Annotated in this window: 18 protein-coding genes, 1 tRNA gene and 1 riboswitch; of the genes, 14 read left to right on the top strand and 5 right to left on the bottom strand. The window is 47.2% G+C overall.

Features of this window, described 5'->3' with window-relative positions; genetic code table 11:
* The first annotated feature begins 256 nt into the window (after positions 1–256).
* Entirely contained in the window at positions 257–886 is a 630-nt protein-coding gene (locus BBC0122_RS01795; protein ID WP_077994415.1) for a hypothetical protein, read from the top strand.
* 874 nt (positions 887–1,760) lie between these two features.
* On the opposite strand, the gene BBC0122_RS01790 is transcribed toward BBC0122_RS01795, so the two are convergent.
* Together BBC0122_RS01790 and BBC0122_RS01785 are read right to left on the bottom strand one after the other, a co-directional pair.
* A complete protein-coding gene (locus BBC0122_RS01790; protein WP_077994414.1) occupies positions 1,761–2,594 on the bottom strand; it encodes an aldo/keto reductase in 834 nt (277 codons plus the stop codon).
* Positions 2,594–3,043 (bottom strand): nucleoside deaminase, encoded by a 450-nt coding sequence (locus BBC0122_RS01785; protein ID WP_077990726.1) that lies wholly within the window; start codon positions 3,041–3,043, stop codon positions 2,594–2,596. Before BBC0122_RS01785 ends, BBC0122_RS01790 begins: the two co-directional genes overlap by 1 nt.
* Positions 3,044–3,218: 175 nt before the next feature.
* Here BBC0122_RS01785 and BBC0122_RS01780 point away from each other — a divergent pair, with 175 nt between their 5' ends.
* The 10 genes from BBC0122_RS01780 to lpxK all read left to right on the top strand — a co-directional run bounded on the left by BBC0122_RS01780 (position 3,219) and on the right by lpxK (position 14,692).
* Positions 3,219–5,147: a pseudouridine synthase gene (locus BBC0122_RS01780; RefSeq protein ID WP_077990725.1), complete on the top strand. Its 1,929-nt coding sequence runs from the start codon at positions 3,219–3,221 to the stop codon at positions 5,145–5,147.
* Entirely contained in the window at positions 5,128–5,685 is a 558-nt protein-coding gene (gene rsmD, locus BBC0122_RS01775) for a 16S rRNA (guanine(966)-N(2))-methyltransferase RsmD (RefSeq protein WP_236823791.1), read from the top strand. Before BBC0122_RS01780 ends, rsmD begins: the two co-directional genes overlap by 20 nt.
* Positions 5,686–5,831: 146 nt before the next feature.
* On the top strand, positions 5,832–7,184 hold the full coding sequence (locus BBC0122_RS01770; RefSeq protein WP_225868134.1) for a M16 family metallopeptidase: 1,353 nt from the start codon (positions 5,832–5,834) through the stop codon (positions 7,182–7,184).
* 8 nt (positions 7,185–7,192) lie between these two features.
* Positions 7,193–8,521: a M16 family metallopeptidase gene (locus BBC0122_RS01765; protein ID WP_188318061.1), complete on the top strand. Its 1,329-nt coding sequence runs from the start codon at positions 7,193–7,195 to the stop codon at positions 8,519–8,521.
* A 433-nt stretch (positions 8,522–8,954) separates the two neighbouring features.
* Positions 8,955–10,286 carry a TldD/PmbA family protein gene (locus BBC0122_RS01760; RefSeq protein WP_077990720.1) on the top strand — a complete coding sequence of 444 codons (1,332 nt, stop codon included), beginning with the start codon at positions 8,955–8,957 and terminating at the stop codon, positions 10,284–10,286.
* Positions 10,273–11,073 carry a 3'(2'),5'-bisphosphate nucleotidase CysQ gene (locus tag BBC0122_RS01755; RefSeq protein WP_077990717.1) on the top strand — a complete coding sequence of 267 codons (801 nt, stop codon included), beginning with the start codon at positions 10,273–10,275 and terminating at the stop codon, positions 11,071–11,073. The genes BBC0122_RS01760 and BBC0122_RS01755 overlap by 14 nt, the downstream gene beginning before the upstream one ends.
* 46 nt (positions 11,074–11,119) lie before the next feature.
* Entirely contained in the window at positions 11,120–11,365 is a 246-nt protein-coding gene (locus tag BBC0122_RS01750; RefSeq protein WP_077990715.1) for a DUF4170 domain-containing protein, read from the top strand.
* Between the two features lie 225 nt (positions 11,366–11,590).
* Entirely contained in the window at positions 11,591–12,346 is a 756-nt protein-coding gene (locus BBC0122_RS01745; protein ID WP_077990714.1) for a lysophospholipid acyltransferase family protein, read from the top strand.
* An 11-nt stretch (positions 12,347–12,357) separates the two neighbouring features.
* On the top strand, positions 12,358–13,680 hold the full coding sequence (waaA, locus tag BBC0122_RS01740; protein WP_077990709.1) for a lipid IV(A) 3-deoxy-D-manno-octulosonic acid transferase: 1,323 nt from the start codon (positions 12,358–12,360) through the stop codon (positions 13,678–13,680).
* Complete coding sequence (gene lpxK / locus BBC0122_RS01735; protein WP_077990707.1) at positions 13,670–14,692, top strand: tetraacyldisaccharide 4'-kinase; 1,023 nt, start codon at positions 13,670–13,672, stop codon at positions 14,690–14,692. Before waaA ends, lpxK begins: the two co-directional genes overlap by 11 nt.
* 63 nt (positions 14,693–14,755) lie before the next feature.
* On the opposite strand, the gene BBC0122_RS01730 is transcribed toward lpxK, so the two are convergent.
* The 3 genes from BBC0122_RS01730 to BBC0122_RS01720 form a co-directional block, all read right to left on the bottom strand.
* Positions 14,756–14,995: a DUF2093 domain-containing protein gene (locus BBC0122_RS01730; protein WP_075869960.1), complete on the bottom strand. Its 240-nt coding sequence runs from the start codon at positions 14,993–14,995 to the stop codon at positions 14,756–14,758.
* Between the two features lie 571 nt (positions 14,996–15,566).
* Positions 15,567–17,432, bottom strand: a complete 1,866-nt coding sequence (gene mutL, locus BBC0122_RS01725) for a DNA mismatch repair endonuclease MutL (protein WP_077990706.1) — start codon at positions 17,430–17,432, stop codon at positions 15,567–15,569.
* A gap of 155 nt (positions 17,433–17,587) precedes the next feature.
* A complete protein-coding gene (locus tag BBC0122_RS01720; RefSeq protein ID WP_077990704.1) occupies positions 17,588–18,781 on the bottom strand; it encodes an O-succinylhomoserine sulfhydrylase in 1,194 nt (397 codons plus the stop codon).
* A gap of 148 nt (positions 18,782–18,929) precedes the next feature.
* A riboswitch (SAM riboswitch) is annotated at positions 18,930–18,995 on the bottom strand.
* A 79-nt stretch (positions 18,996–19,074) separates the two neighbouring features.
* Between BBC0122_RS01720 and BBC0122_RS01715 the strand changes: the two genes are divergently transcribed.
* From BBC0122_RS01715 to BBC0122_RS01705, 3 genes are all read left to right on the top strand, one after another.
* Positions 19,075–20,169 (top strand): 2'-deoxycytidine 5'-triphosphate deaminase, encoded by a 1,095-nt coding sequence (locus BBC0122_RS01715; RefSeq protein ID WP_077990703.1) that lies wholly within the window; start codon positions 19,075–19,077, stop codon positions 20,167–20,169.
* 55 nt (positions 20,170–20,224) lie between these two features.
* Positions 20,225–20,298: transfer RNA gene (locus tag BBC0122_RS01710), tRNA-Gly, on the top strand.
* Between the two features lie 409 nt (positions 20,299–20,707).
* Positions 20,708–23,077, top strand: a complete 2,370-nt coding sequence (locus BBC0122_RS01705) for a membrane-bound PQQ-dependent dehydrogenase, glucose/quinate/shikimate family (protein WP_077994410.1) — start codon at positions 20,708–20,710, stop codon at positions 23,075–23,077.
* The last annotated feature ends 567 nt before the right edge of the window (positions 23,078–23,644 follow it).

The raw sequence follows: 23,644 nt of genomic DNA, 5'->3' as shown, positions 1-23,644 counted from the left end.
CGAAAAAATACTGGCAAAGTTTTCGTCTTTGCCAGTAAAGATTGTCTCTTGAGTGAACTTCACTACTTCCTGGTTGCTGGGGATTGCCGTGAAGGTACATCTCATGATAAGGGTTTGGTTTATAAGTGCCGACAAGTGGCACAAAAAATGGTCGTGATCTGCCTGAGGGTGGAATAGTAAAAGCAATTTTTGGCGGCACAGCCGGGAAGACGGATTAGCAGTGAAAAAACGCGAAGTAGCAATTATTGTAACGGGTATGGTTACGGCCGGTCTTATGCTGACGGGGTGCGGTGTTTCCAGCCCGACCTATGGAACGGACAAATCAACCGGAAAACAGTTGATCGACGATTTTTCAAATATTGCATCAATCAGATCGAATAATAACCGGAATCAGGTTGACACAAAGCCCCGTCCGGAACTGGTTCGCCCTGCCCCCGGTACAAAGGGCGTTCTTCCCCAACCACAAACCAATGTTGCCCAGACAGGTACACCTGATTGGCCGGAATCGCCGGAACAGAAACGCCAGAGATTGCGCGATGAAGCAACGGCCAACCAGAATAACCCGAACTATGTCTCACCCATCGTTCCCGATAGCGGCAAAGAAACGAAATCGACCGGTTCGAGTGATTGGTTGAACGGCATCCACCGTAACGAGCAGGTGAATAATGACAAGGAACAGCGTGCCGAATATTTACGCCGCAAAAAAGAAAATGAAGGCGGTTCATCCACCACACGCAAATATCTGAGTGAACCTCCGTTAAGCTATCGCCAACCGGCGGCATCGGCACCAGTTGGGGATAAAGGTGAAGACGAAGCGAAGAAAGAACGCGAGAGAAAGAAAGCCATGAAGGAAACTTCTGGCAAAAAGAGCTGGTGGCCTTTCTAAATATCAAGGCAATGCTCCTGTTCTTGAACAGTTTATTCTTTTGTGAAAACACCCCGGTTTTCCCGATAGGGCGAGAGTTTGATTTTGCTTGAAAGGTATGAAGACTGTCCGTTCGCTGGCTGTAGCTTCAGCCAAGTCATTCCGTTTTTTTATACTGTCTTAGCCTCCCGTTACATGCCCCATTGCTCCTTTCAACGCATTTTACATTGACCTCACCCGTTACATGTTAGATCGACGGTTATATCGACTGTTACATCGACTGTTGCATTGGCAATGTGAAAAAGCTCCAAACGTGTACGCAATAGTAGAGCCAGTACCGGATTGAAACTTTTCGCCCTATCAAACGGCTATAGCAATCTATGTATATAATGACTTGTTTGTCTCGATAAATGCGGCTATTCGGGCAACCTCCAAACTCGCCTTGGGCGAAGGTCTCGTCGTTCATTTTTATTCGAGACACACGAGATAAAAATAGCGTTCTTTATTCAATTCATTCACTTGTTTCAATTGCCCGTTAAGTCAATTTTCAATCAATGTGGATTTCTTTTGGAGCTTCCAAACCGACTATCAAGCAAACCGAACGGCAACCAAGCCGGCCAGCAAGCAAACCAACCAGCAAGCAAACCAACCGGCAACAAAACCGACCGGCAACCAAGCCGACCGGAAACCAAACCAACCGGCAAGCAAACAAAGTGTTCAGGAACAGGTTGGACTTTCTAAAATAAGTGTTTCTCTCGTCAACTTCGCGATTTTTCCCTTCTTCTTCGCTTCAAGAGGCCAAAAAAACAGCCATTCCTGTTGTCCAGTCTTTCTGAACGCTCACCACCCGCTTGTTTCAAACATTCGGCTTTCAAACAGAGTTTTTTTACGTTTCTCAGATAACCTCAAGCGGGTGTTTCTGTGATGGTGGCAAAAATATTTTATCAAGTCGCTCTAAAACATTCCTGTCGAGTGCGAGATCAAGTGCTTTGACGTTTTCACGCAAATGTTTAATTGACGAGGTTTTCGGGATAGCAATCATCAGCGGATTGCGGATTACCCACGCCAGAGCAAGAACAGACGGGGCAATATCGAGTTCTGCCGCAAGCGCGATCAGATCACGGTTTTTCATGATGCGCCCCTGTTCGATCGGCGCATAGGCCATAACCGGAATATCACGTTTTTCACACCACGGTATAAGGTCGAATTCCGGCCCGCGACGCGACAGATTATAAAGTATCTGGTCTGTTGCAATGTGACCCTTCAGCGAAACAGCTTCGAGTTTCTGCATGAGTGCGGTATCGAAATTGCTAACACCCCAGGAACCGATTTTTCCTTGTTCGACAAGTTGTTCAAAAGCTTCCACCGTTTCGCTCAAAGGAATACTGCTTTGCCAATGAAGAAGATAAAGGTCTATTTTTTCGATTTTTAAATTTTTAAGGCTGCGTTCGCACGCAGCAATCGTCCCTTTCCGTGAAGCATGACTTGGCAAAACTTTTGAAACAACAAAGGCATCGTCACGTCGCCCGACAAGAGCTTCACCAACCACTCTTTCGGATCCGCCGTTTCCATACATTTCGGCCGTATCAATAAGCCTCAATCCCAGATCAAGACCGGCACGCAAAGAATCGGCTTCCGCTTCGACGGGGGCTATTCCCTCGCCCATACCCCATGTTCCCTGTCCTAAAGCGGGCACGAGCGAACCGTTCGGGAATTTTACTGTTTTCATCATTCTTCCCTTTTTCCTGCAAAAAAATTCTTGAGCAACAGGGACGCCCGTCTTTCACCCAAACCGGAATAAAACTCCGGCCGATGATGACAAGTTGCCTGATGATAAAAGCGCACACCATGTTCAACCGCGCCGCCTTTTTCGTCGCCTGCGGCAAAATAAAGTCGCCTTATACGTGCAAAAGATATGGCAGCCGCGCACATTGTACAGGGCTCCAAAGTCACATAAAGATCGCAATCTATCAATCGCTCGCTTTGAAGCGCCTCGCACGCCATACGAATAACCCGTATCTCCGCATGACCTGTCGGATCGAAATTCCTATGCGTCAGGTTGGAAGCCTTGGCGATGATTTTACCCGCTTTGGTAATAACAGCACCGACCGGCACTTCGTCGTTGGTATTTGCAATCAAGGCTTCATCAAAAGCTATTTCCATTGGCGTTTTTGTCATTTTTGCCTTTCAGTCGCCTGAAGCTCCGGAACAATTGGATTTTATCGACCATTTATGTCATTTATGACAGTTTAGCAGAAAACACCTGATGAAAGAGATTCCATATCAGAAAAAAATAAGCTAGAGCGGTTAAAAATGAACAATGCGCCCCGGTGCTTCTAAAGGATAATGTGAGATGACATATGATCGCGGCAATAAGAAACCGCAAAATGACCGGGGGGATACAAGAAATAATTTCGACCCGCGTGGAAAGAAAGCCCCCAAACAGTCAAGGGAAAAGACCCCCGAAGAAAGCGATGGCAGCGAACGTATTGCCAAAAGATTGGCACGCGCCGGAATTGCATCACGGCGTGACGCTGAAACCATGATTGCAGCAGGGCGTATTGCGGTTAACGGTAAAGTTCTTGATACGCCTGCATTCAATGTCAAACGCACAGATGCGATTACCGTTGATGGCAAACCCTTGCCCCCCATTGAGCGCACCCGCGTCTGGCTTTACCACAAACGCGCCGGACTGGTGACAACCAACCGTGATCCGGAAGGTCGTCCTACGGTATTTGACAGCTTGCCAGAGGGAATGCCGCGCGTTCTTTCGGTCGGACGGCTCGATATTAACACAGAAGGCTTGCTGCTTCTCACAAATGACGGAGGGCTTGCCCGTGTTCTCGAATTACCGTCAACCGGTTGGGTGCGCAAATATCGTGTTCGTGCACACGGCAAAGTCACGCAAGCCGATCTTGACACATTGAAAGACGGTATTGCCATAGACGGTATTTTTTATGGGGCTGTAGAAGCAACCCTTGAACGAGAACAAGGAACGAATGTCTGGCTGACAGTGGCTTTACGAGAAGGTAAAAACCGCGAGGTCAAGAATATTCTGGGCGCTCTGGGACTGACCGTCACACGTCTTATCCGCATCTCTTTCGGTCCCTTCCAGCTTGCCGACCTTGAAGAAGGTGCGGTGCGGGAACTCAAAGGCCGCACATTGCGCGACCAGTTGGGCGAACGCCTTATCGAAGAGGCTAATGCCGATTTCGATTTGCCGATTTTGAAACCGTTTTCCAATGCGCCTGTCGTTGGTGAACAAAAGCCGCGCGAAAAACCGGCTGTTTCGGATGACGGCTGGATTTCTTCAACACCGGAAGCCCCCCGTTTTTACAAACGTTGGAAAAAAGCCGATTTTGCCGAACGTGGCCGCGACCAGCTTTCAACAAGGCCGGACAGTTTCAATAAACGGGGCGGTAAATTCGGCAGTAAATCTGCACCCTTTAAAAAAGCTTTCGAGAAAAAGCCCGAAGCCGAACCTCAGCGATTGCGCAGTTCCAATGTCTGGATGGCTCCCGGCGCCCGCCCTCAAACCGCGCATAAGAAATTCTGGCGGATGAGAGATGAACAGGAAAGAAATGATAACGGCTTTGAAGAGAGAGCCGCTCGCCGTCATCCGCATCGTGCTTCGCAAAGCGAGAGCGACACACATTTTGACCGCCGTGAAAAACATTTCGATAAATCGGCCCGCAAACCCGATTTCAAACGGAAATTCCGTAAAGAGCGCTCGTCGGAAGACCCCGAAGGCCCGACAGGCTATCGGAACAACAGGGATTATCCGAAAACCGGAACTTATAGACGATCGGAAAACGATAGCCCCGATCACGGGCACAATCACGAATTTGCAGGTGAAAAGAAATCCTTTCGCCATAAATCTTCCCCGGCTGCCGGAAGACCACCAAGAAAATATCTTACGGAACGGAAATTTTCTAAAAATCAGGACTTTGATCGGCCGGAAAGAAAATTTGATCGCTCTGAAAGAAAATATCACAGTTCTTCAAAGAGTAGCGAAGGTGGTTTCGGCTTTCCGCGCCGCCATTACAAATCGGAAAATTCCGATGGGGTAGAACAAAGAAGTTCGGCACATTTTTCCGGAAATCGGTCTGAAAGACCATTTTCCTCCAAAAATGACCGCGGCGTTAAAAAAGCCTTTGCCGGTAAGCCTGCAAAAACCGGCAAATTTTTAGATCGTAAGGGCGGCACAAAAGGAAATGGGCGTACCGGCAGCCAACGTTCCGGTCGACCGGATGGAGGAGCGAGTGCGGGTCGTCGGCGGTAAATTTTCCGGACGCCATCTTGCAACGCCTGCCGGTCAGGCAATCCGCCCGACAACCGACCGCACGCGTGAAAGCCTGTTCAATATTCTGGGATCGCGTCAAGATAATTTCTGGAATGGCAAGCGCGTGCTTGATCTGTTTTCGGGAACCGGTGCGCTCGGCATTGAAGCGCTTTCGCGTGGTGCGGAAACCTGCACTTTTGTCGAGCAATCGGTTGAAGGGCGCGGATTAATCCATAAAAATATCGAAGCCTTCGGGTTACAGGGTGTTACCCGCCTGTTGCGCCGCGATGCGACCCGTTTGGGGCAGATCGGAACGATGCAGCCGTTCGACATTGTGTTTGCCGACCCGCCTTATGGCCGTGGCCTCGGCGAACAAGCTTTTTCTGCCGCTGTTGATGGCCACTGGGTTAAAAATGGTGCGCTTTTTGTACTTGAAGAGACCAAAGAGGCCACAATTCGTTTACCGGAAATTTTTAAGCTTGACGATGAGCGTCATTATGGTGGCACAATTATTTATATCTATATGTTACAATTGTGATGAAACAGCCGAGAGAGGTTTTGCCTGTGCCTGAATTGATGAGAAAAACGGTTTTAAAAGCGACGTTCGGCGTTCTTTTGTCTACAAGCGCGCTTTTTCCCCTTTATGCCGAAGAGACCAGCGGGAAAAATCCGACGGAGCAACAAATGACAGCTTCAGACAAAACTGATCTTCCTGAAATTACAAAATCCGGTCCAACGCAAAGTTTTACCTTGAAAAATGGACTTCAAGTTGTTGTGATCGAAAATCATCGGGCGCCGGTTGTTACACAGATGATCTGGTATCATGTCGGTTCGGCCGACGAGCCGAAGGGACATACCGGTATTGCCCATTTTCTCGAACATTTGATGTTTAAAGGCACTGCCACCCATAAAGACGGTGAATTTTCCAAATTCATTGCCAGAATCGGTGGGGAAGAAAATGCATTCACGTCCTATGACTATACCGGTTACTATCAAAGCGTTGCTTCCGATTATCTCGAAACAATTATGAAGTTTGAAGCAGACCGGATGGAAAATCTGGTTTTAACGGATGACGTGATCGCGCCTGAAAGAAATGTTATTATCGAAGAACGGCGGATGCGCACCGACAACAGCCCTGATGCCATACTTGCCGAAGAAACGCGGGCAACATTATTCATGAACAGCCCCTACCATAATCCTGTTATCGGGTGGAAACAGGAAATGGAAAAGTTGACACGTGATGATGCGATTGATTTTTACAATAAATATTACACCCCGAATAACGCAACGCTTATTATATCGGGCGATGTTACAGCGGAAAAAGTGCGCGAAATGGCTTCCGACATTTACGGAAAATTGCCGGTTCGTTCTGAAATCGGCCCGCGTATCCGCCCGCAAGAACCGGAAAAAAGAACACTTCGCACTGTGACAATGCATGACCCGCGGGTGAGTGAACCGAGTTTCCAGAAAATGTGGGTGGTTCCCTCCTACCATAATACAAAAGTCAAAAATGAAGCCGAAGCACTTGATTTGCTTGGTGAAATTTTAGGAGGCGCACCACGGGGACGGCTTTACCAGAAGCTGGTTGTCAAAAACGGGTCGGCAGCATCTGTCGGTGCCAATTATAGCGGCAATGCTGTTGATGACGGTTTGTTTTACCTCTATGGAATGCCTCGCGGCGAGGCAAGCCTCGACGATGTCCAACAACAAATTGCCGATGAAATTGCAGATATTCGCAAGAATGGCGTCACTAAAACCGAGCTCGATCAGGCGCGCAATCGTTTTATCAAGAATATGATATTCTCTCTCGATAGTCCGGCCGGTCTCGCACAAATATACGGAAGTTCCCTTTCCGTCGGCATGAATATTGATGATGTTACCCATTGGCCGGAGCGGCTGAAGGAAGTGACGACAGACGATATCAAAGCCGTTGCCAACCGTTATCTTGATACGGACAAAAGCGTAACCAGCTATTTGTTGCCGCCCGTTCACGAAGCCCTGCCACACGACGTAAACCAACAAAAGAAAAGCAAATGAGGGTCGCTATGAACAAGAAACCGCATATTTTCCATCGTGCCTCGATCCTTGCTTTTTCACTATTTTTAAGTCTCGGATTGGGCGTATCCGTTGCCGGTGCGTTGAACATCGAAAATGTAACGTCGAAAAAAGGCCTTCACGGCTGGCTTGTGGAAGACAATACTGTACCGGTTGTTTCCATACAATTTTCTATTGGCGGGGGAACAACGCAGGATCCTGAAGGCAAAGAAGGTTTGGCAAATTTGATGACAGGCCTTTTTGACGAAGGTGCCGGTGATCTCGACTCACAAGCATTTCAGGGGCGTCTTGATGATCTCGGTGCTGAAATGGCATTTTCGGTTAATCGCGACCGGATGCGCGGAAACATGAAAATGCTCGCCGATAAAAGAAACGAGGCTATCAATTTGCTGGCTCTTGCTGTTCAAAAGCCGCGCTTTGATAACGAAGCGATCGAGCGTATCCGCGAACAACTGGTTGCCGAGCTTAAAGCTTCCGAAAAAGACCCGAAGACCATTGCTCAGAACCGTCTTTTGACATTGATTTATGGCAAACATCCTTATTCAAAAAAGGGAGAAGGAACACCGGAAACATTAGGCACTATAAGTCGTGACGATCTTCTTAAAGCACATCATGCCATGTTTGCCCGCGACAATATTCATATCGGCATTGTCGGGCCGGTGAAGGCGGAAGAAGCGGCAACAATAATCGACAAAATATTCGGTGCTCTGCCGGAAAAAGCAGACCTTCAAAAAATAGAAGAAGCCAAGCTCAATCTCGGCGGTATGGCCAATGTCAATTATGATTTGCCGCAAACATCCCTGATGCTTGTTTACCCCGGTGTCAAACGTAATGATCCTCAATTTTTTGCTGCTTATCTCATGAATTATATTCTGGGCGGGCCGGGGCTCACATCGCGTCTGTTCTCGGAAGTCCGTGAAAAACGCGGCCTTGCCTACACGGTCGGTTCTTCACTCATGCTTTATGAACATTCGGCAGCCTTGGCTGTCTCGACCGGCACACGTTCAAGCGAGGCACAAAAAACGCTCGCTACAATTCGCAATGAAGTCAAAAAAATGGCCGACGACGGGGTGAGTGAACAGGAACTTGAAGATGCCAAGAGCTATGTCATCGGTTCCTATGCTGTGCAGAATATGGGATCATCTTCCGACATTGCCGCAACACTTGTCGGCCTACAGGATGAAAATTTGCCGATAGATTATATTGAAAAACGTCAGGCACTTATCAATGCTGTAACGCGTGAACAAATAAAAGCGATTGCTGAAAAGCTGCTTCGTCCGGAACCTGCTTTATTGGTGATCGGGCCATCCAAAGGTTAAAATGAATTGTTCGATGCCGGTTTCTTAAAATCGACATCGAATCCCCAAAAACCGCAATATATTTTCCAATCCAAACGCGTATCATTCATCACTGCCTTTGACGCCATTTTCAAAATATCTTCCCGTATAAGGTCTTGTACCAGTCAGAGGCTCTATCTTCCGGCTTATGGAAGAAGCTTCCTTCTTTCGACCGGCAAAACCGTTCAAAACCGGAAATTTTAAATAATACCGGCGGGCTTTATGAAAAAACCGCCGCCCCTCTAAAAGGTTAATGCCTGTTTGTTGAAAAAACGGGTTTGTTCAAAACGTTTTCCAATTTTTGTCACTTGAAATAGGCTCGGCAGACTTCTTCATATATATTTTATGAAAAGAATTGAGTTTTATTGCGCAAGTTTTTATAAATCTTGAGCGAAATGATTAAGAGGAATCTTCTATGGTTCACAACAGCCAAATTGATAAAGCGTCTGCCCTTGTAGAGGCTGCGCGCAAAGCCGGCGCCGACAGTGCTGATGCGGTCATCATTCGCTCGCGTTCGGTTAGTGTATCGGTAAGGCTTGGAAAAGTGGAAGCAACCGAAGCTTCCGAAAATGATGACTTTTCATTGCGCGTGTTTGTCGGCAAAAAAGTTGCAAGCATTTCGGCCAATCTTTCGGCAGATCCGGCAAGTCTCGCAGAACGTGCGGTTGCCATGGCTAAAGTTTCGCCTGAAAATCCTTTTGAAGGTTTGGCTGACCGCTCTCTCCTTGTGAAAAATCCCAAAGATCTTGATCTTTATGATCCATTTGTTCCGGATAGCGAACGTCTGACAGAAGAAGCTCTCGAAATCGAAAATGCTTCCCTATCGGTCAAGGGTGTTACAAATTCCGGTGGTGCAACATCTGCCTATGGTAGCGGCGGACTGGTTCTTGTCACCAGCGACGGATTTTGCGGTAGCTATCAATCAAGCCGTTTTTCTTATTCATGCAGCGCACTTGCCGGTGAAGGAACGGCAATGGAACGTGACTATGATTACACGACAGCTCTTCACCATGAAGACCTAGATAAAACAACAAAAATCGGGAAAAATGCCGGCGAGCGTGCGGTGAGACGATTGAATGCGCAAAAGCCGAAAACCGGAACTGTCAATGTTATTTTCGAGCCGAGAATGGCACGCGGCATTGCCGGACACATTGCTTCAATGGTGAATGGTGCTGCTGTTGCACGTAAAACCAGCCTGTTGCAAAATCGCATGGGCGAACAAATTATGAAGCCGACAATTACCATAACCGATCAGCCATTGAAAAAGCGCGGAAATGCTTCCCGCCCCTTTGACGGGGAAGGTGTGGAAGGAATGGCCTTGAATATTATCGAGAATGGCGTTCTCGAACACTGGTTTCTATCATCATCCGTCGCACGTGAACTTCACCTTCAAACCAATGGGCACGGGGTACGCTCGGCTTCTTCTGTGCAACCGGCAAGCACCAATTTTGCAATTGAACCGGGAAATCAGACACCTGAAGATATGATGAAGGCAATCAAAACCGGTTTTTACGTAACCGAACTCTTCGGCCATGGCGTTGATCTTGTGACCGGTCAATATAGCCGTGGTGCATCGGGGTTCTGGATTGAAAATGGTGAACTTGCCTATCCGGTAAGTGAAGTCACTCTCGGTTCCAATCTCATTGATATGTTGTCACATCTGACACCGGCAAGCGACATTGACCGCCGCTATGGCACGGCAGCCCCCACTCTGTTGATTGAAGGAATGACCCTTGCAGGCAAATAATACGACCAATTCCGAAGATCTGGAGCTTATCAGCAATGCTGCTCGACAAGCAGGGAAAACAGCATTCAGCTATTTCGGTCGGGATCCGAAAGTCTGGATCAAACCCGGAAATTCACCGGTAAGCGAAGCCGATTTTGCTGCCGATAAAGTTCTCAAAGAACTCTTATTGGCCGCCCGCCCCGATTATGGCTGGATTTCCGAAGAAACCAAAGACGAACGTCCGGACAGGCACTATCAAAGATATTTTGTGGTCGATCCGATTGACGGAACACGCGGCTTTCTTTCCGGCTCCCATCATTGGTGTGTATCGGTGGCAGTGATCGAAGAGGGAATTTCGCAAGTCGGCGTTCTTGATTGCCCTGCAACCCGTTCTGTCTACAAGGCGGAACGTGGCAAAGGTGCCAGTCTTAATGGCAATAAGCTTCCGCTTCTTGAAGGGCATGAGGGGAAACTCGTTGTTTCTGCAACCGGAAAATTTGAAGCAAAGTTACCGGAAACCTTCAAATCAAAGGTCAATTTTGCACATTATCTCCCCTCTCTTGCCTATCGTATTGCACTTGCTGCCGAAGGCAAAATAGACATCGTCCTGATAAAGCCCGAGAGCCATGATTGGGATATTGCTGCTGCTGATCTTATTTTGCAGGAATGTGGCGGTTTGATACAGGACTTCAATAACGTGCCTCCCGTTTACGGAAATCTGCCCTATGAACACGATTTTTTGATTGCATGTATCAAAGGTCGGCTTGATAACATGGTAGATATTGTCCGAAAAACCCGATTGCGGTAATCCTTCCGGAATCCGGATACGGGTAAGGCAATAACAGGAGGTATATATGAGCACGACAGGTGAACCGAAACAATTATTGCATCTGGTCTTTGGTGGAGAATTAAAAAACCTTGATAGCAATGAATTTCGTGATCTCGATAAACTAGATATTGTAGGAATTTTTCCTGATTATAAGTCGGCCGAGGCCGCATGGCGGGCAAAAGCCCAATCGAGCGTCGATAATGCATTGCAACGTTATTTCATTGTTCACCTTCACCGCTTGCTGGATCCTGAACATTCCGACAGCAAATAGCTATTTGCCAGTTTTGAAACGAAACACTATAATTTTAACGCTTTTTGAAGCATTTTTATATTCTCGGTAGTGCATTCGGTTGGCTTCTCTTGATCTTGACAGGAGAGTATGACAATGCACTCGTATCAGGCAAAGGCGCTCTCGAAACGCCTTTGCAGGCTGTGTTTGTCTTCCAACAAGAGGGTTGCGACCGTCCGTGTTAAAAGTGATCGGTTCGACAATTGAATGACTGAGCAAAAAAAGAAGAAAAAATCGGGCATTTTAAACCGCTTATGGCGCAAAATTCGCTATCCTTTGATGAATGCACGCGTCACCAAAGCGATTGTCGTGTCACTGATGGCCAATTATTTGCGGCTGGTTTATTGGACCAATCCACGGCTTAAAGGTTCTGATGACCCGCAAAAAGCCCATGATGCCTACAATCCTTTTATCATCACTTTCTGGCACGGGCGCCATATTATGGGGCCGTTCTTGCGCCCTAAAAAAGAACATATCATTGCCATGTTTTCCCGCTCTGCCGATGCCGAAATCAATGCAAGAGTCGGCGAAAAACTGGGACTTGAAACAGTGCGCGGTTCGGGCGGGCGATCCAAGCACCAGAATACCGACAAAGGCGGTGCACGGGCACTTCTTACATTGAAACGTGCATTGCAAGAAGGTAAAACAGCGGCAATGATTGCCGATATTGCCCATGGAAAAGCGCGGGAAGCCGGAAAAGGCATTATTTTACTGGCAAAAATTTCCGGTCGCCCCATTATTCCCTATATATATTCTTTTTCACACGTGAAAATTCTCGAAAAAACATGGGACAAAACCGTAATTCCGCTCCCTTTTGGACATTCTATATTTCTTATGGGAGATGCGTTCTATGTGCCGGAAGATGCAGATGAAGACCTTATGGAACAAAAACGCATCGAACTTTCTGATATAATGAACCGTCTGACCGACGAGGCAGAAAAACGCCTCAAAGAAAGAAAATAGGGGGGAGCACTATGAAGGAATTCAAGGCTCGCACAGCGCTATATCTTTATCGCATGGCAGGCGGCCTGATTAGTCCACTCGTTCCGTTCTATCTGTCGATAAGGGCCGCACGCGGCAAGGAAGACCCGCACCGCAAACGCGAACGTATGGGGCGTACCAATAAAAAGCGCCCTGAAGGGCCGCTTATCTGGCTTCATGCGGCAAGTGTCGGGGAAACGCTGGCACTGGTTCCTCTGATCGAGCGTATTTTGCAGCTTCATATCAATGTTCTTTTGACAACCGGCACTGTTACATCTGCAAGTCTCATTGAAAACCGCTTTGGCAGTCGCGTTATCCACCAGTTTGCACCACTTGATGTTAAACCGGCAATCAGAAGATTTCTTGACCATTGGAAACCCGATCTGGCACTTGTCTGCGAATCCGAAATCTGGCCCTTACGAATCAACGGGCTTGCGCGCCGTCATATCCCGCAAGTTATGGTGAATGCACATATGTCCGCTCGTTCATTCCATTCATGGCAAAAACGGCCGGCTCTCGCTTCGCATATTTTCAGGCAGATTGATGCTGCCATTGGTCAAAGCGAAAGTGATGCCGAACAATATCATGCGCTCGGCGTCAAAACAGTTGCGGTTTCAGGAAATCTGAAAGCGGATATTGCACCGGAAGCCGACAAAAATCTGTTAATGCAATATCGGGAAAGTCTGCATAACCGGCTGGTTTGGGCGGCGATTTCCACCCATGAGGGTGAAGAAAATATTGCTGCCGAAGTTCATATCGCTTTAAAAACACGGCTACCCAATCTTTTGACAATCATTGTGCCCCGTCACCCCGAACGGGCTGACGCGATCATGGAAGAACTTGAAAAGAAGTCCCTTCACGTTATTCGACACAGTGAAAAACGGATGCCCGATGAGGATACCGATATTATACTCGTTGATACGATTGGTGAAATGGGAGTGTTTTTGCAACTTGCAAAAGTATCCTTTATCGGCAAATCTTTAACGGAAACCGGAGGGCACAATCCGCTTGAACCGGCGCTTTTGGGGTCAGCTATCCTGACAGGCCCGCATGTGGAAAATTTCAAAGATACATTCGATGTATTTTTTGCCAATAATGCGGCGAGAGTCGTTGAAGATGCCACGCAATTGGCTGTCCAGCTCAATACACTTTTAACACATGAACCGTTACGCTATGAAATGATCGAGGCGGCCTATGACACGGCCACCAATATGAGCGGAGCACTGGAACGCACATTAAAAGTGTTACGCCCGTTTATTGATCCTTTGATTATGCAGGCCAAGCTTCATCATCAGGATACCAATCATGGTTGGTGAAGCGCCGGACTTCTGGTGGAATGAACAGAAAGTCATGCGTTGGCTTTTACTTCCGGTTTCATGGATTTACGGTTTTTTTGCCCGCCGTAGAATGGAACGGGAAAATGTTCCGGTGATTGACCTTCCGGTTTTATGTGTCGGCAATTTTACGCTTGGTGGAACGGGAAAAACGCCCGTTGTTATCAGCCTTGCAGAAGCGGCCAAAAAACTTGGTCTTAATCCGGGCATTGTTTCGCGTGGTTATGGTGGTGAAATTCGCAGTGCCCATCTGGTCGACGCGCAAATGGATAAAGCGCGCGAAGTCGGTGACGAACCATTGCTTCTTGCCCGACATGCACTTGTTGCCGTAGCCACCGACCGGTTGGAAGCAGCAAAACTTTTAAAACAGCAAGGCTGCAATTTTATTTTGATGGATGACGGCTTCCAAAGTCGTCGTCTCTTCATTGACTATGCTTTGATGGTAGTGGATGGCCTTAGGGGCTTGGGGAACAATGCAGTGTTTCCGGCGGGGCCGCTCCGTGCACCGCTTGTAACCCAACTTGCCTATACCGACGGTGTGCTGATGATCGGCAATGGGAACAAAGGTAACGAAGTTATCCATATGGCAGCCCGTGCAGCAAAACCGTTGAACTTTGCCCATCTTCTGCCCTCTGCCAGCGATACTGTTTCGGGCAAAAAATTTCTGGCCTTTGCAGGCATAGGAAATCCGCAAAAATTTTTCCGCTCAATTGGCGAATTGGAAGGCAAAGTTGAACAAACGCGAATTTATGCCGACCATCATTTTTATACAGATTTCGATCTTGATGACATTAGGGGCACGGCCAAGGCAGAGCATCTTTCCATTGCTACCACCGCAAAGGATTTTGCCCGTTTAAAAACCGATGGGCAGGACAAAAAGCTTGAAAATCTTGTTGTGTTCGATGTCGAGGTTCAATTTGATGATGCGGATTTTTGTAAGCAACGGATAAACGAAACACTCGAAGCGTTCAAAAACCGCACTTTTGAAGAATAAAAAACAAAAAGCGCCCCGAATAGGCGCTTTTATTGAAATCAATGCATAAACCGGCAATAACATTTATTTTTTAAGTGTTGTGCCTAAAAGCTTACGTAAACGGGGATCGCATTCAAGTTCACGGCGATAGGAAATTTCGCAACTTGCATAAGCTTCCTGACGGGGCGCACTCCAGTATCTCAGTTCGTCCAACGGAATTTTCTCGCCTGTAATTGCACATAAAACATAAGTTCCGTGTGTTAAAACTTCATAATCGCCACTCAGGTAATGGAGTTGTGCCTCGCGTTCACCACCGGGAAACATCATTATTCTAAACCTTTCAGATTGCTCATTGGCGATCATTATAAAGCGTCGGGTAAAACTATAAAAGCCTTAAATCCTTCGCTCACGAAACTATTGATAAGTGTTCAAACCTGTCGGTCATTTTGAGAGGTTCACTTTTTATCTCCTCTAACCATTATCTCATCGACGAGGTTTTCGTTTTCGTTCAGGATTTTTGTCATTCAGGCTTTCAGCACTCATCCGCAACGAACTGTCCAAACCGGAAGCCGGACGGTTTTGTTAAGAGAAGAGAACCACATCGGTAAATTTCAACAAATGACTTCACGGTAAACGGAAAGGCGAAGCTGTTTTTTAGAAATAAACACGAGACCCCGATCATCCGAAGCGTTCCCGATTTAATTCGGCCACATAATTCCGGTTGCATAAGTTCGGCCGCATAATTTCGGGCGCATAATTTCGGGCGCATCATAAAGCCTGTTCGGGCGCATAAAATTGGCAGACAAAGCCGCGAACCGGTTTTTTCATCCAGAACCGTCGGTTCTTAAGTGACGGTTACGAACAGACACCCGCAAGCCTTTCAAAATCAAAACAATCAACGGCGGCCGAACAATCTTTCAATATCGGTAAGTTTCAACTCGACATAGGTCGGGCGTCCGTGATTACAAGTTCCGGAACCCGGAGTTGCTTCCATCTGGCGTAAAAGCGCATTCATTTCTTCCGCCCGCAACAAGCGGCCGGAACGCACCGAGCCGTGACAGGCCATGGTTGCCGCAACATAATCGAGCATCGCTTTCAAACCGTTTGTTGTATCATAATCGGCAGCTTCATCGGCCAAATCGGCAATAAGGCCTTTGACATCCACCTCGCCAAGCATGGCCGGTGTTTCGCGAACCGCGACGGCACCGGGGCCGAATGCTTCGATTTTCAACCCGAATTTTTGCAATGTCTCTGCATGTGCCAAAAGCCGGGTTGCATCTTCTTCCGGCAATTCCACGATCTCCGGAATAAGCAACATTTGGGATGGCAAAGGCTTGGAATAGAGCGCCTGTTTCAAAGCCTCGTAAACCAGCCTCTCATGTGCTGCATGTTGATCGACAATAATAAGGCTGTCTTCAGTTTGGGCGATAATATAGTTTTTGTGGATTTGGGCGCGTGCAGCACCAAGGGGAAAACGCTGTTCCTCGACAGTTGGAATTTCCATTGCCGGACGGCTATCGGTCGTCGGTTGATCGAGATCACCCAACACATTTCCATAGTCTTCATTGAAGCCTGATGAAGGTGTTGTATAAAGCGGCTTGTTGACCATTTGTGCGGCCGGTGGCACAGGCGCTCTTGAAAAAGAATTATAGGAAAAAGCTCTATTATTAAGAAAAGTCGGGCGCGGTGGAACAGATGATGATAGTGGTATGCCATCAGGGCGGAAACTTTTGAGCATTGCGTCCGCCCCCGTCGTTGCGGGGTGAATGCCGGCATGGCTTAAAGCTTCGCGAATGCCACCAACAATAAGCCCGCGCACTAAACTCTGATCGCGAAAACGCACATCCGCCTTTGCCGGATGGACATTGACATCGACATCGGATGAAGGAAGATTGATGAAAAGCACACAAACCGCATAGCGGTCGCGCGCCATCGCATCGGCATAAGCCCCGCGAATAGCGCCCAATATCAATTTATCGCGCACCGGTCGGCCGTTCACATAAGCAAACTGATGGAGACTGTTACCCCGATTGAATGACGGTATGCCCGCAAAGCCTTTAAGCTCCACCCCTTCTCTTACCGCGTCAAGAGTAATAACGTTGGGGGCAAAATCTTTTCCCATAATCTGGGTGATGCGCTGTAATTGTGCCTCTTCTCCTGTACCGGTCGCGGGATAATCGAGCATCGAGCGATCTGTACCGGAAAGCGAAAACCGGACATTCGGAAATGCAATGGCAATCCGTTTGACAATATCGGTTATCGCATTGGTTTCGGCACGGTCTGTTTTCATGAATTTGAGACGTGCCGGTGTGACGTAAAAAAGATCACGCACTTCGACAATTGTTCCCGCGTTACCGGCTGCGGGACGCGGCCCATCAACATGTCCGGCATTGACAACGATTTCAGCCGCATGTTCCGAAGAAGCTCTACGTGACACCAGTTTCAACTTTGAAACCGACCCGATTGACGGCAAAGCTTCACCACGAAATCCGAGTGAATGGATGTCGTGAACATTATCGTCGAGTTTGGAGGTGCAATGACGCGATATTGCCAGTTCAAGTTCGTCCTCTGCAATACCGCACCCGTTATCCGACACGCGGATCAGGCTTTTTCCGCCACCAGCCGTTACAATTTCTATCCGTGTCGCACCGGCATCAATAGCATTTTCGACGAGTTCTTTGACCACACTTGCCGGACGCTCGATCACTTCGCCCGCTGCAATCTGGTTAATTACGGTTTCACTGAGATGATGTATTGTCATGAAGTCATTATAACCGATTTACAAACCCGCGTATAGCGAAAGCACATTCTCGCTCCGGCATTATCCCCCCTTGAATAGATAAATCCATTTAAAAAAGCGCAAGCTTTTTAAAAAGCTCGCGCTCATATTTGTGAATAATCCGGAAAATGGATTTATCAGAGTGTAGCGTTCAATGCCTGTTCGACATCTTCCAACAAATCGTCGACATCTTCGAGACCAACCGAAAAACGCAACAATCCGTCACTGATACCAAGTTCGGCACGTGCTTCGGGGCCGATGCTCTGGTGCGTTGTGGTTGCCGGATGGGTCATGATAGAACGTGTATCTCCAAGATTATTGGAAATAAGCGGTATTGTCAGATGGTTGCAGAATGAAAAAGCAGCCTTTTTGCCACCCTTCAATTCAAAGGCAATCATTGTCGAACCGCCGGTCATCTGTTTTTTTACAATATCCCTTTGCGGGTGGTCATCACGCCCCGGATAAATGCATTTTGCGACCGCTTTATGCCCGCTGATAAAATCGGCAAGTTTTGCTGCCGAGCGTGTCATTTCCTCGACACGAAGAGGGAGCGTTTCAAGACTTTTCAACATAAGCCATGCGACATAGGGACTCATGCCGGGTCCCGTATGGCGGAAGAAGTCCTGCAAATTTTCTGTCATCCATTCTTCACTCGATAAAATCATTCCACCGAGACAACGTCCATGCCCGTCAATATGTTTGGTGGTTGAATAGACAACGACATCAGCACCAAGTTCGAGCGGCTTTTGATAAAGCGGTGTTGCGAATACATTATCGACAATCACAGTTGCGCCAACTTTATGGGCAAGTTCCGAAACCGCTTTAATGTCGACCATTTCCAAAGTCGGATTGGCAGGCGTTTCAAAAAATATCCCGCGTGTATTGGGGCGAATTGCCTTTTCCCAATTTTCGATTTTACGCCCGTCAATGATTGAAACCTCGACGCCATAACGGGGCAAAACTTTTTCAATGATATAACGGCAGGAACCGAACATGGAGCGGGCTGCAACAAAATGGTCGCCCGCTTTCACAAAACATAAAATAGCTGTCGAAACAGCGGCCATTCCCGAAGCAAGTGCGCGCGCACTTTCAGCCCCTTCCAAAGCACACATACGTTTTTCAAACATATCTGTGGTCGGATTGGCATAACGTGAATAGACAAAGCCCGGATCCTCTCCGTCAAAACGCCTTTCGGCCGCTTCGGCACTCGGATAGGTAAAGCCCTGGGTTAAATAAATCGCTTCACAGACTTCTCCATAAGGAGAGCGTTGAGCCCCCGCATGAACCATTTCTGTAGCGGTACGGTATTTACGATGCGGATTAAGTGTCATAAGTCACCTGCTTTCATCAAAAAACCTTTGCCGTCATGGTAAAGATTGAAAAACAAGATGCCAAAAGTCCGCTTGATCTTACGGCCTTTTAGCATTTCAAGGGGGTGAATGGAATTGGCACCGAAGACTTTACGTTGTCATCCGAACGCGTTTATATTCCATAACCCCAAGCGTGGCTGCAAGCCGGCCGGCCCAAATCACCACGGGATAAATCTTCCATATGCCCTTCAACCGCTTGCGTCAATCCGTGAACAGGTTAAAGAGAGAATGGAAAACAGGAAAAGGTAGTCATCATGGCACGCTCAAGCGGCATTCTGGCAGATAGCGATATTCAGGGTTTATTTGAAAACAATATTTTGAAATCGGATCGCCCGTTAGACAAAGATCAGATACAACCGGCCAGTCTCGATTTGCGATTGGGCAAAAAAGCCTATCGTGTCCGTGCTTCTTTTCTGCCTGGCCCTGAAAAACAAGTGATTGATAAACTTGAACAATTCAAGCTTCATGAATTCGATCTCGAAAATGGTGCGGTGCTTGAAACGGGGTGTGTCTATATTGTCCCGCTTATCGAGACACTCGCACTTTCTGACGAATTGAGTGCCTCTGCCAATCCGAAAAGTTCAACCGGACGACTGGATATTTTTACCCGTATTATAACCGATTACGCACAAGAATTTGATAAGGTCACCAGTGGTTATCATGGGCAACTTTACCTCGAAATAAGCCCGCGTACATTTCCTGTTATTGTCCGCACCGGTTCAAGATTGTCGCAAATCCGTTTCCGTAAAGGAAAGAGCGGGTTGAATGAAAGCGAACTCTTGGCCCTTCACAAAAAAGAAATGCTGGTTTCCGATGACCACCCCAATATTACCGCAAGCGGTGTCGGGCTTTCGATTGATCTTACAGGAAATTCAAACGGACTTGTCGGCTATCGCGGCAAACATCATACCGGCGTTATCGACGTGGATAAGCGCGGCGTGGCTGATGTGCTCGATTTTTGGGAGCCGATTTATGATCGGGGTTCCCATTCGCTTATCCTTGATCCGGACGAGTTTTATATTCTCGTCTCGCGTGAGGCGGTTCACGTCCCGCCGCTCTTTGCTGCCGAAATGACACCGTTTGACCCGTTGATCGGCGAATTTCGTGTTCACTATGCCGGTTTCTTCGACCCCGGTTTCGGCAATAATGAAGCGGGTGGCAAAGGCTCACGCGCCGTTCTTGAAGTGCGCAGCCATGAAGTTCCCTTCATCCTCGAACACGGACAAATCGTCGGCCATCTCGTTTATGAACATATGTTGAGGCATCCGAAATCCCTCTACGGGCGTGATCTCGGCTCGAATTATCAGGCACAGGGATTGAAACTGTCAAAACATTTTAAACCACTTTGATGAGAGGGTGCTTGACAAAAAGCATTAAAGATTGCATCCGTGTGTCACGCATTTTGCGGGTATGATGTAATGGTAGCCTGTCAGCTTCCCAAGCTGAACGCGCGGGTTCGATTCCCGCTACCCGCTCCAGCTCTTTGGCTGTTTCTCTAGCCTTTATAAAGTATTTTCTGTTTATAGAGTATTTTTTGTTCTCCTCTTATATTTTTGGATTTATGCTAAATTTAAATAAATATAATCCATTGAATTTTTCAAAAACAAAAAATTTTATATCGTTGTTTTGAATGATTATAATTTTATATTTTTGCAATGTAATTCATTTATATGAACATATTTTTAAAATTATTTTAATTTTAAATAATAATTAAATAAAACCACTTGATCTATAAAATATTATCATATTTTATATTACAAAAAATATCATTCATCACACTCATATGAACGGGTGCTGAATTGACGCTGTTTCAACTTTATGCAAAAGATTTGCAAAAATAAAAATCTGAAAAACCCCGAATTTATTTCCAATCAGTGGGAAGTTCAAATGATAAGGTTCAAAAATGGCCCTTCGAGAATGACCGTTTTTCTGGTTATTCTGTTAAGCTTGCTGGTATTGGCAGCGGGGCTTTATTTCACTCTTCTTGGCGGCTATCTCATTTATCTCGGCAGCCGGACATGGTATTATCTGGCACTCGGCATCCTGTTGCTTCTGTCGGGTTTGTTCATGATCCGGCTTAACCGTTTCAGTGTATGGATCTTCGCTTTTATCTATGTGATGAGCGCATTATGGTCTTATCATGAAGCGGGGCTTGATTACTGGCAGCAATTTTCCAACCTCTTTGCTTTGTCTGTGGCTTTTTTTCTGGTGTTGCTTGCCTATAGACCAATGGCAAAAAAACAGGGGAAAATCGCAGGCTCCGCATCTCTTGTTTTGGCCGGCTTGGTCTTTATCGGTATGGCGGCAACAATTGCCAGTTCGTTTATACCGAAAAATGTCATCCATACGGCAGAAAAAGCCAAGCCTGCATTACCGGTGCAACCGGCTAATGAACAAAAAGACTGGAAAAGCTGGGGCAATGACGATCATGGCAGCCGCTTTGCAGCCCTTGACCAGATAACGCCTGCCAATATCAAAAAACTTGATGTGGCCTGGATTGCCCATACCGGTGACATTCCCCAAAGTAACGGTTCGGGGGCAGAAGACCAGAATACCCCGCTCCAGATCGGCACCAATCTTTATGTTTGTACAGCCTATGGCAAGGTGCTTTCATTCGACGTTGATAGCGGTAAACAGAACTGGATGTTCGACCCACGCGGAACGGGACCGAACTGGCAACGTTGCCGCGGCTTGGGTTATCATGAAACGCAACCGGTCAAAGGTGTGAAAGCTGATACGGCTTGTCAGGCACGTCTGTTTTTGCCAACGGGAGACGCAAGACTCATCGCACTTGATGCGGCAACCGGAAAACCTTGCGAAGAGTTCGGGGATAAAGGCACTGTCGACCTTAAAGTCGGCATGGGTGAGGTCAAACCCGGTTATTACCAGCAAACATCGACACCACTTGTTGCCGGTGATGTTGTCATTGTCGGCGGGCGCGTCGCTGACAATTTCTCGACCGATGAACCACCAGGGGTTGTCAGAGCCTATGATGTGAAAGATGGCCATCTCGTCTGGGCTTGGGATCCCGGTAACCCAGATATTCACGGACTTCCGCCGGAAGGGCAAACCTATACACGTGGAACACCGAATGTCTGGGCGGCAATGTCATATGACGACAAACTCGGACTCGTCTATTTACCGACAGGCAATTCGACACCCGATTTCTGGGCCGGCTATCGCACAGCCGAAGACGATAAATACTCGTCTTCCGTTGTGGCTGTCGATGTGAAAACCGGCGAGGTGCGTTGGCATTACCAATTTGTCCATCATGACATTTGGGATTTTGATACGCCCGCACAACCTGTCCTGCTTGACGCACCCGATGATGATGGAAACATCGTACCGGCACTCGTTCAGGTCACCAAACAGGGAGAAGTCTTCCTGCTTAACCGTGAAACCGGCGAACCGATTGCGGATGTTGAAGAAAAACCGGTACCGCAGGGTGATGTTGCCGGTGAACGTTATTCACCCACACAGCGCTTCTCTGTCGGGATGCCGTCATTCGGCAATGCAACTTTAACGGAAGCCGATATGTGGGGCACGACACCATTCGACAAGCTTTTATGCCGGATCGAATTTGCCAAAATGCGTCATCAGGGTGTGTTCACCCCTCCGGGGCTTGATTATTCATTACAAATGCCGGGGTCACTTGGCGGCATGAATTGGGGATCTGTCTCGATTGATCCGACATTGAACTATGTTTTCGTCAATGATATGAGGCTCGGCCTTGCCAATTATCTTGTCGAGCGCAAAGATATTCCCGAAAGCGCCTCCGGCATTGAAATGGGCATTGTCCCCATGGCCGGAACACCTTTCGGCGCTATGCGCATGCGCTTTCTTTCGCCGCTTGGCGTACCCTGCCAAAAGCCACCTTTTGGCACAATGTCGGCAATTGATCTCAAAACCCGCAAAATTGTGTGGCAGGTTCCGGTTGGCACTGTCAAGGATACGGGGCCGCTTAATATCGCACTCGGCGTGCCCGTTCCTATCGGAATGCCGACACTCGGCCCCTCTTTAGCGACACAATCCGGCCTTGTGTTCTTTGCCGGAACACAGGATTTCTATTTGCGTGCGTTTGATAGCCGCACAGGCAAAGAAATCTGGAAGTCACGTTTGCCCGTCGGCAGCCAGGGCGGCCCTATGACCTATATTTCGCCAAAAACCGGCAAACAATATATTGTCATTACCGCAGGTGGTGCCCGTCAAAATCCGAAACGGGGTGACTATGTCATTGCCTATACTTTGAAAGATTAGGCATAAAAAGCTAAGATTTTCCGTTTCCCGCGTGTTTTGAATATCAACAGCGTTGGAACCGTGTAAAATAGAACCCGCCGCACATTTGCGTGGCGGGTTTTTCTTAAACATTTTCCGGTATTATTTTTTAAAATAAAAACATAGATTAACACGTTAAATTCAAATCAAATGTAAAAAAACAATATTCATCATACATTTTTATTTGGTTTGTTTATTATTTTTGAATTTAATAAATTCTATAAAAAAACGGTAAGTTGAATATTGTTGTTTTATTTTTTCATTGAAAAATATTCTTAAAAATTCACTGGTGAATGCAAGCGTTTTGAACATATGCTGATTAAAAACCGCAGCAATGGTTAGAAAACAAACCGGCAAAAATTGTGTGAAGCCGAAAAATCATGAGAAAAGCCCGCAATTCATTGCGGGCTTGTTACATGAGGTTGCTTGCAAAATGTGCCTTCAATCAGACTATTTCAGACAATTTATCAAACAGACAGTTTATCAAAACCGTTTGTTTTTATTCTGTTTTTGCAAAAGAGCACCAATTTCGTCAATTTTCTCTTTTGA

This window comes from Ditibartonella choladocola (assembly GCF_002007565.1).
Lineage (GTDB): Bacteria > Pseudomonadota > Alphaproteobacteria > Rhizobiales > Rhizobiaceae > Bartonella > Bartonella choladocola.
The sequence above is the reverse complement of the archived record's forward strand: the minus strand, read 5'-3'. Positions and strand labels throughout refer to the sequence as shown.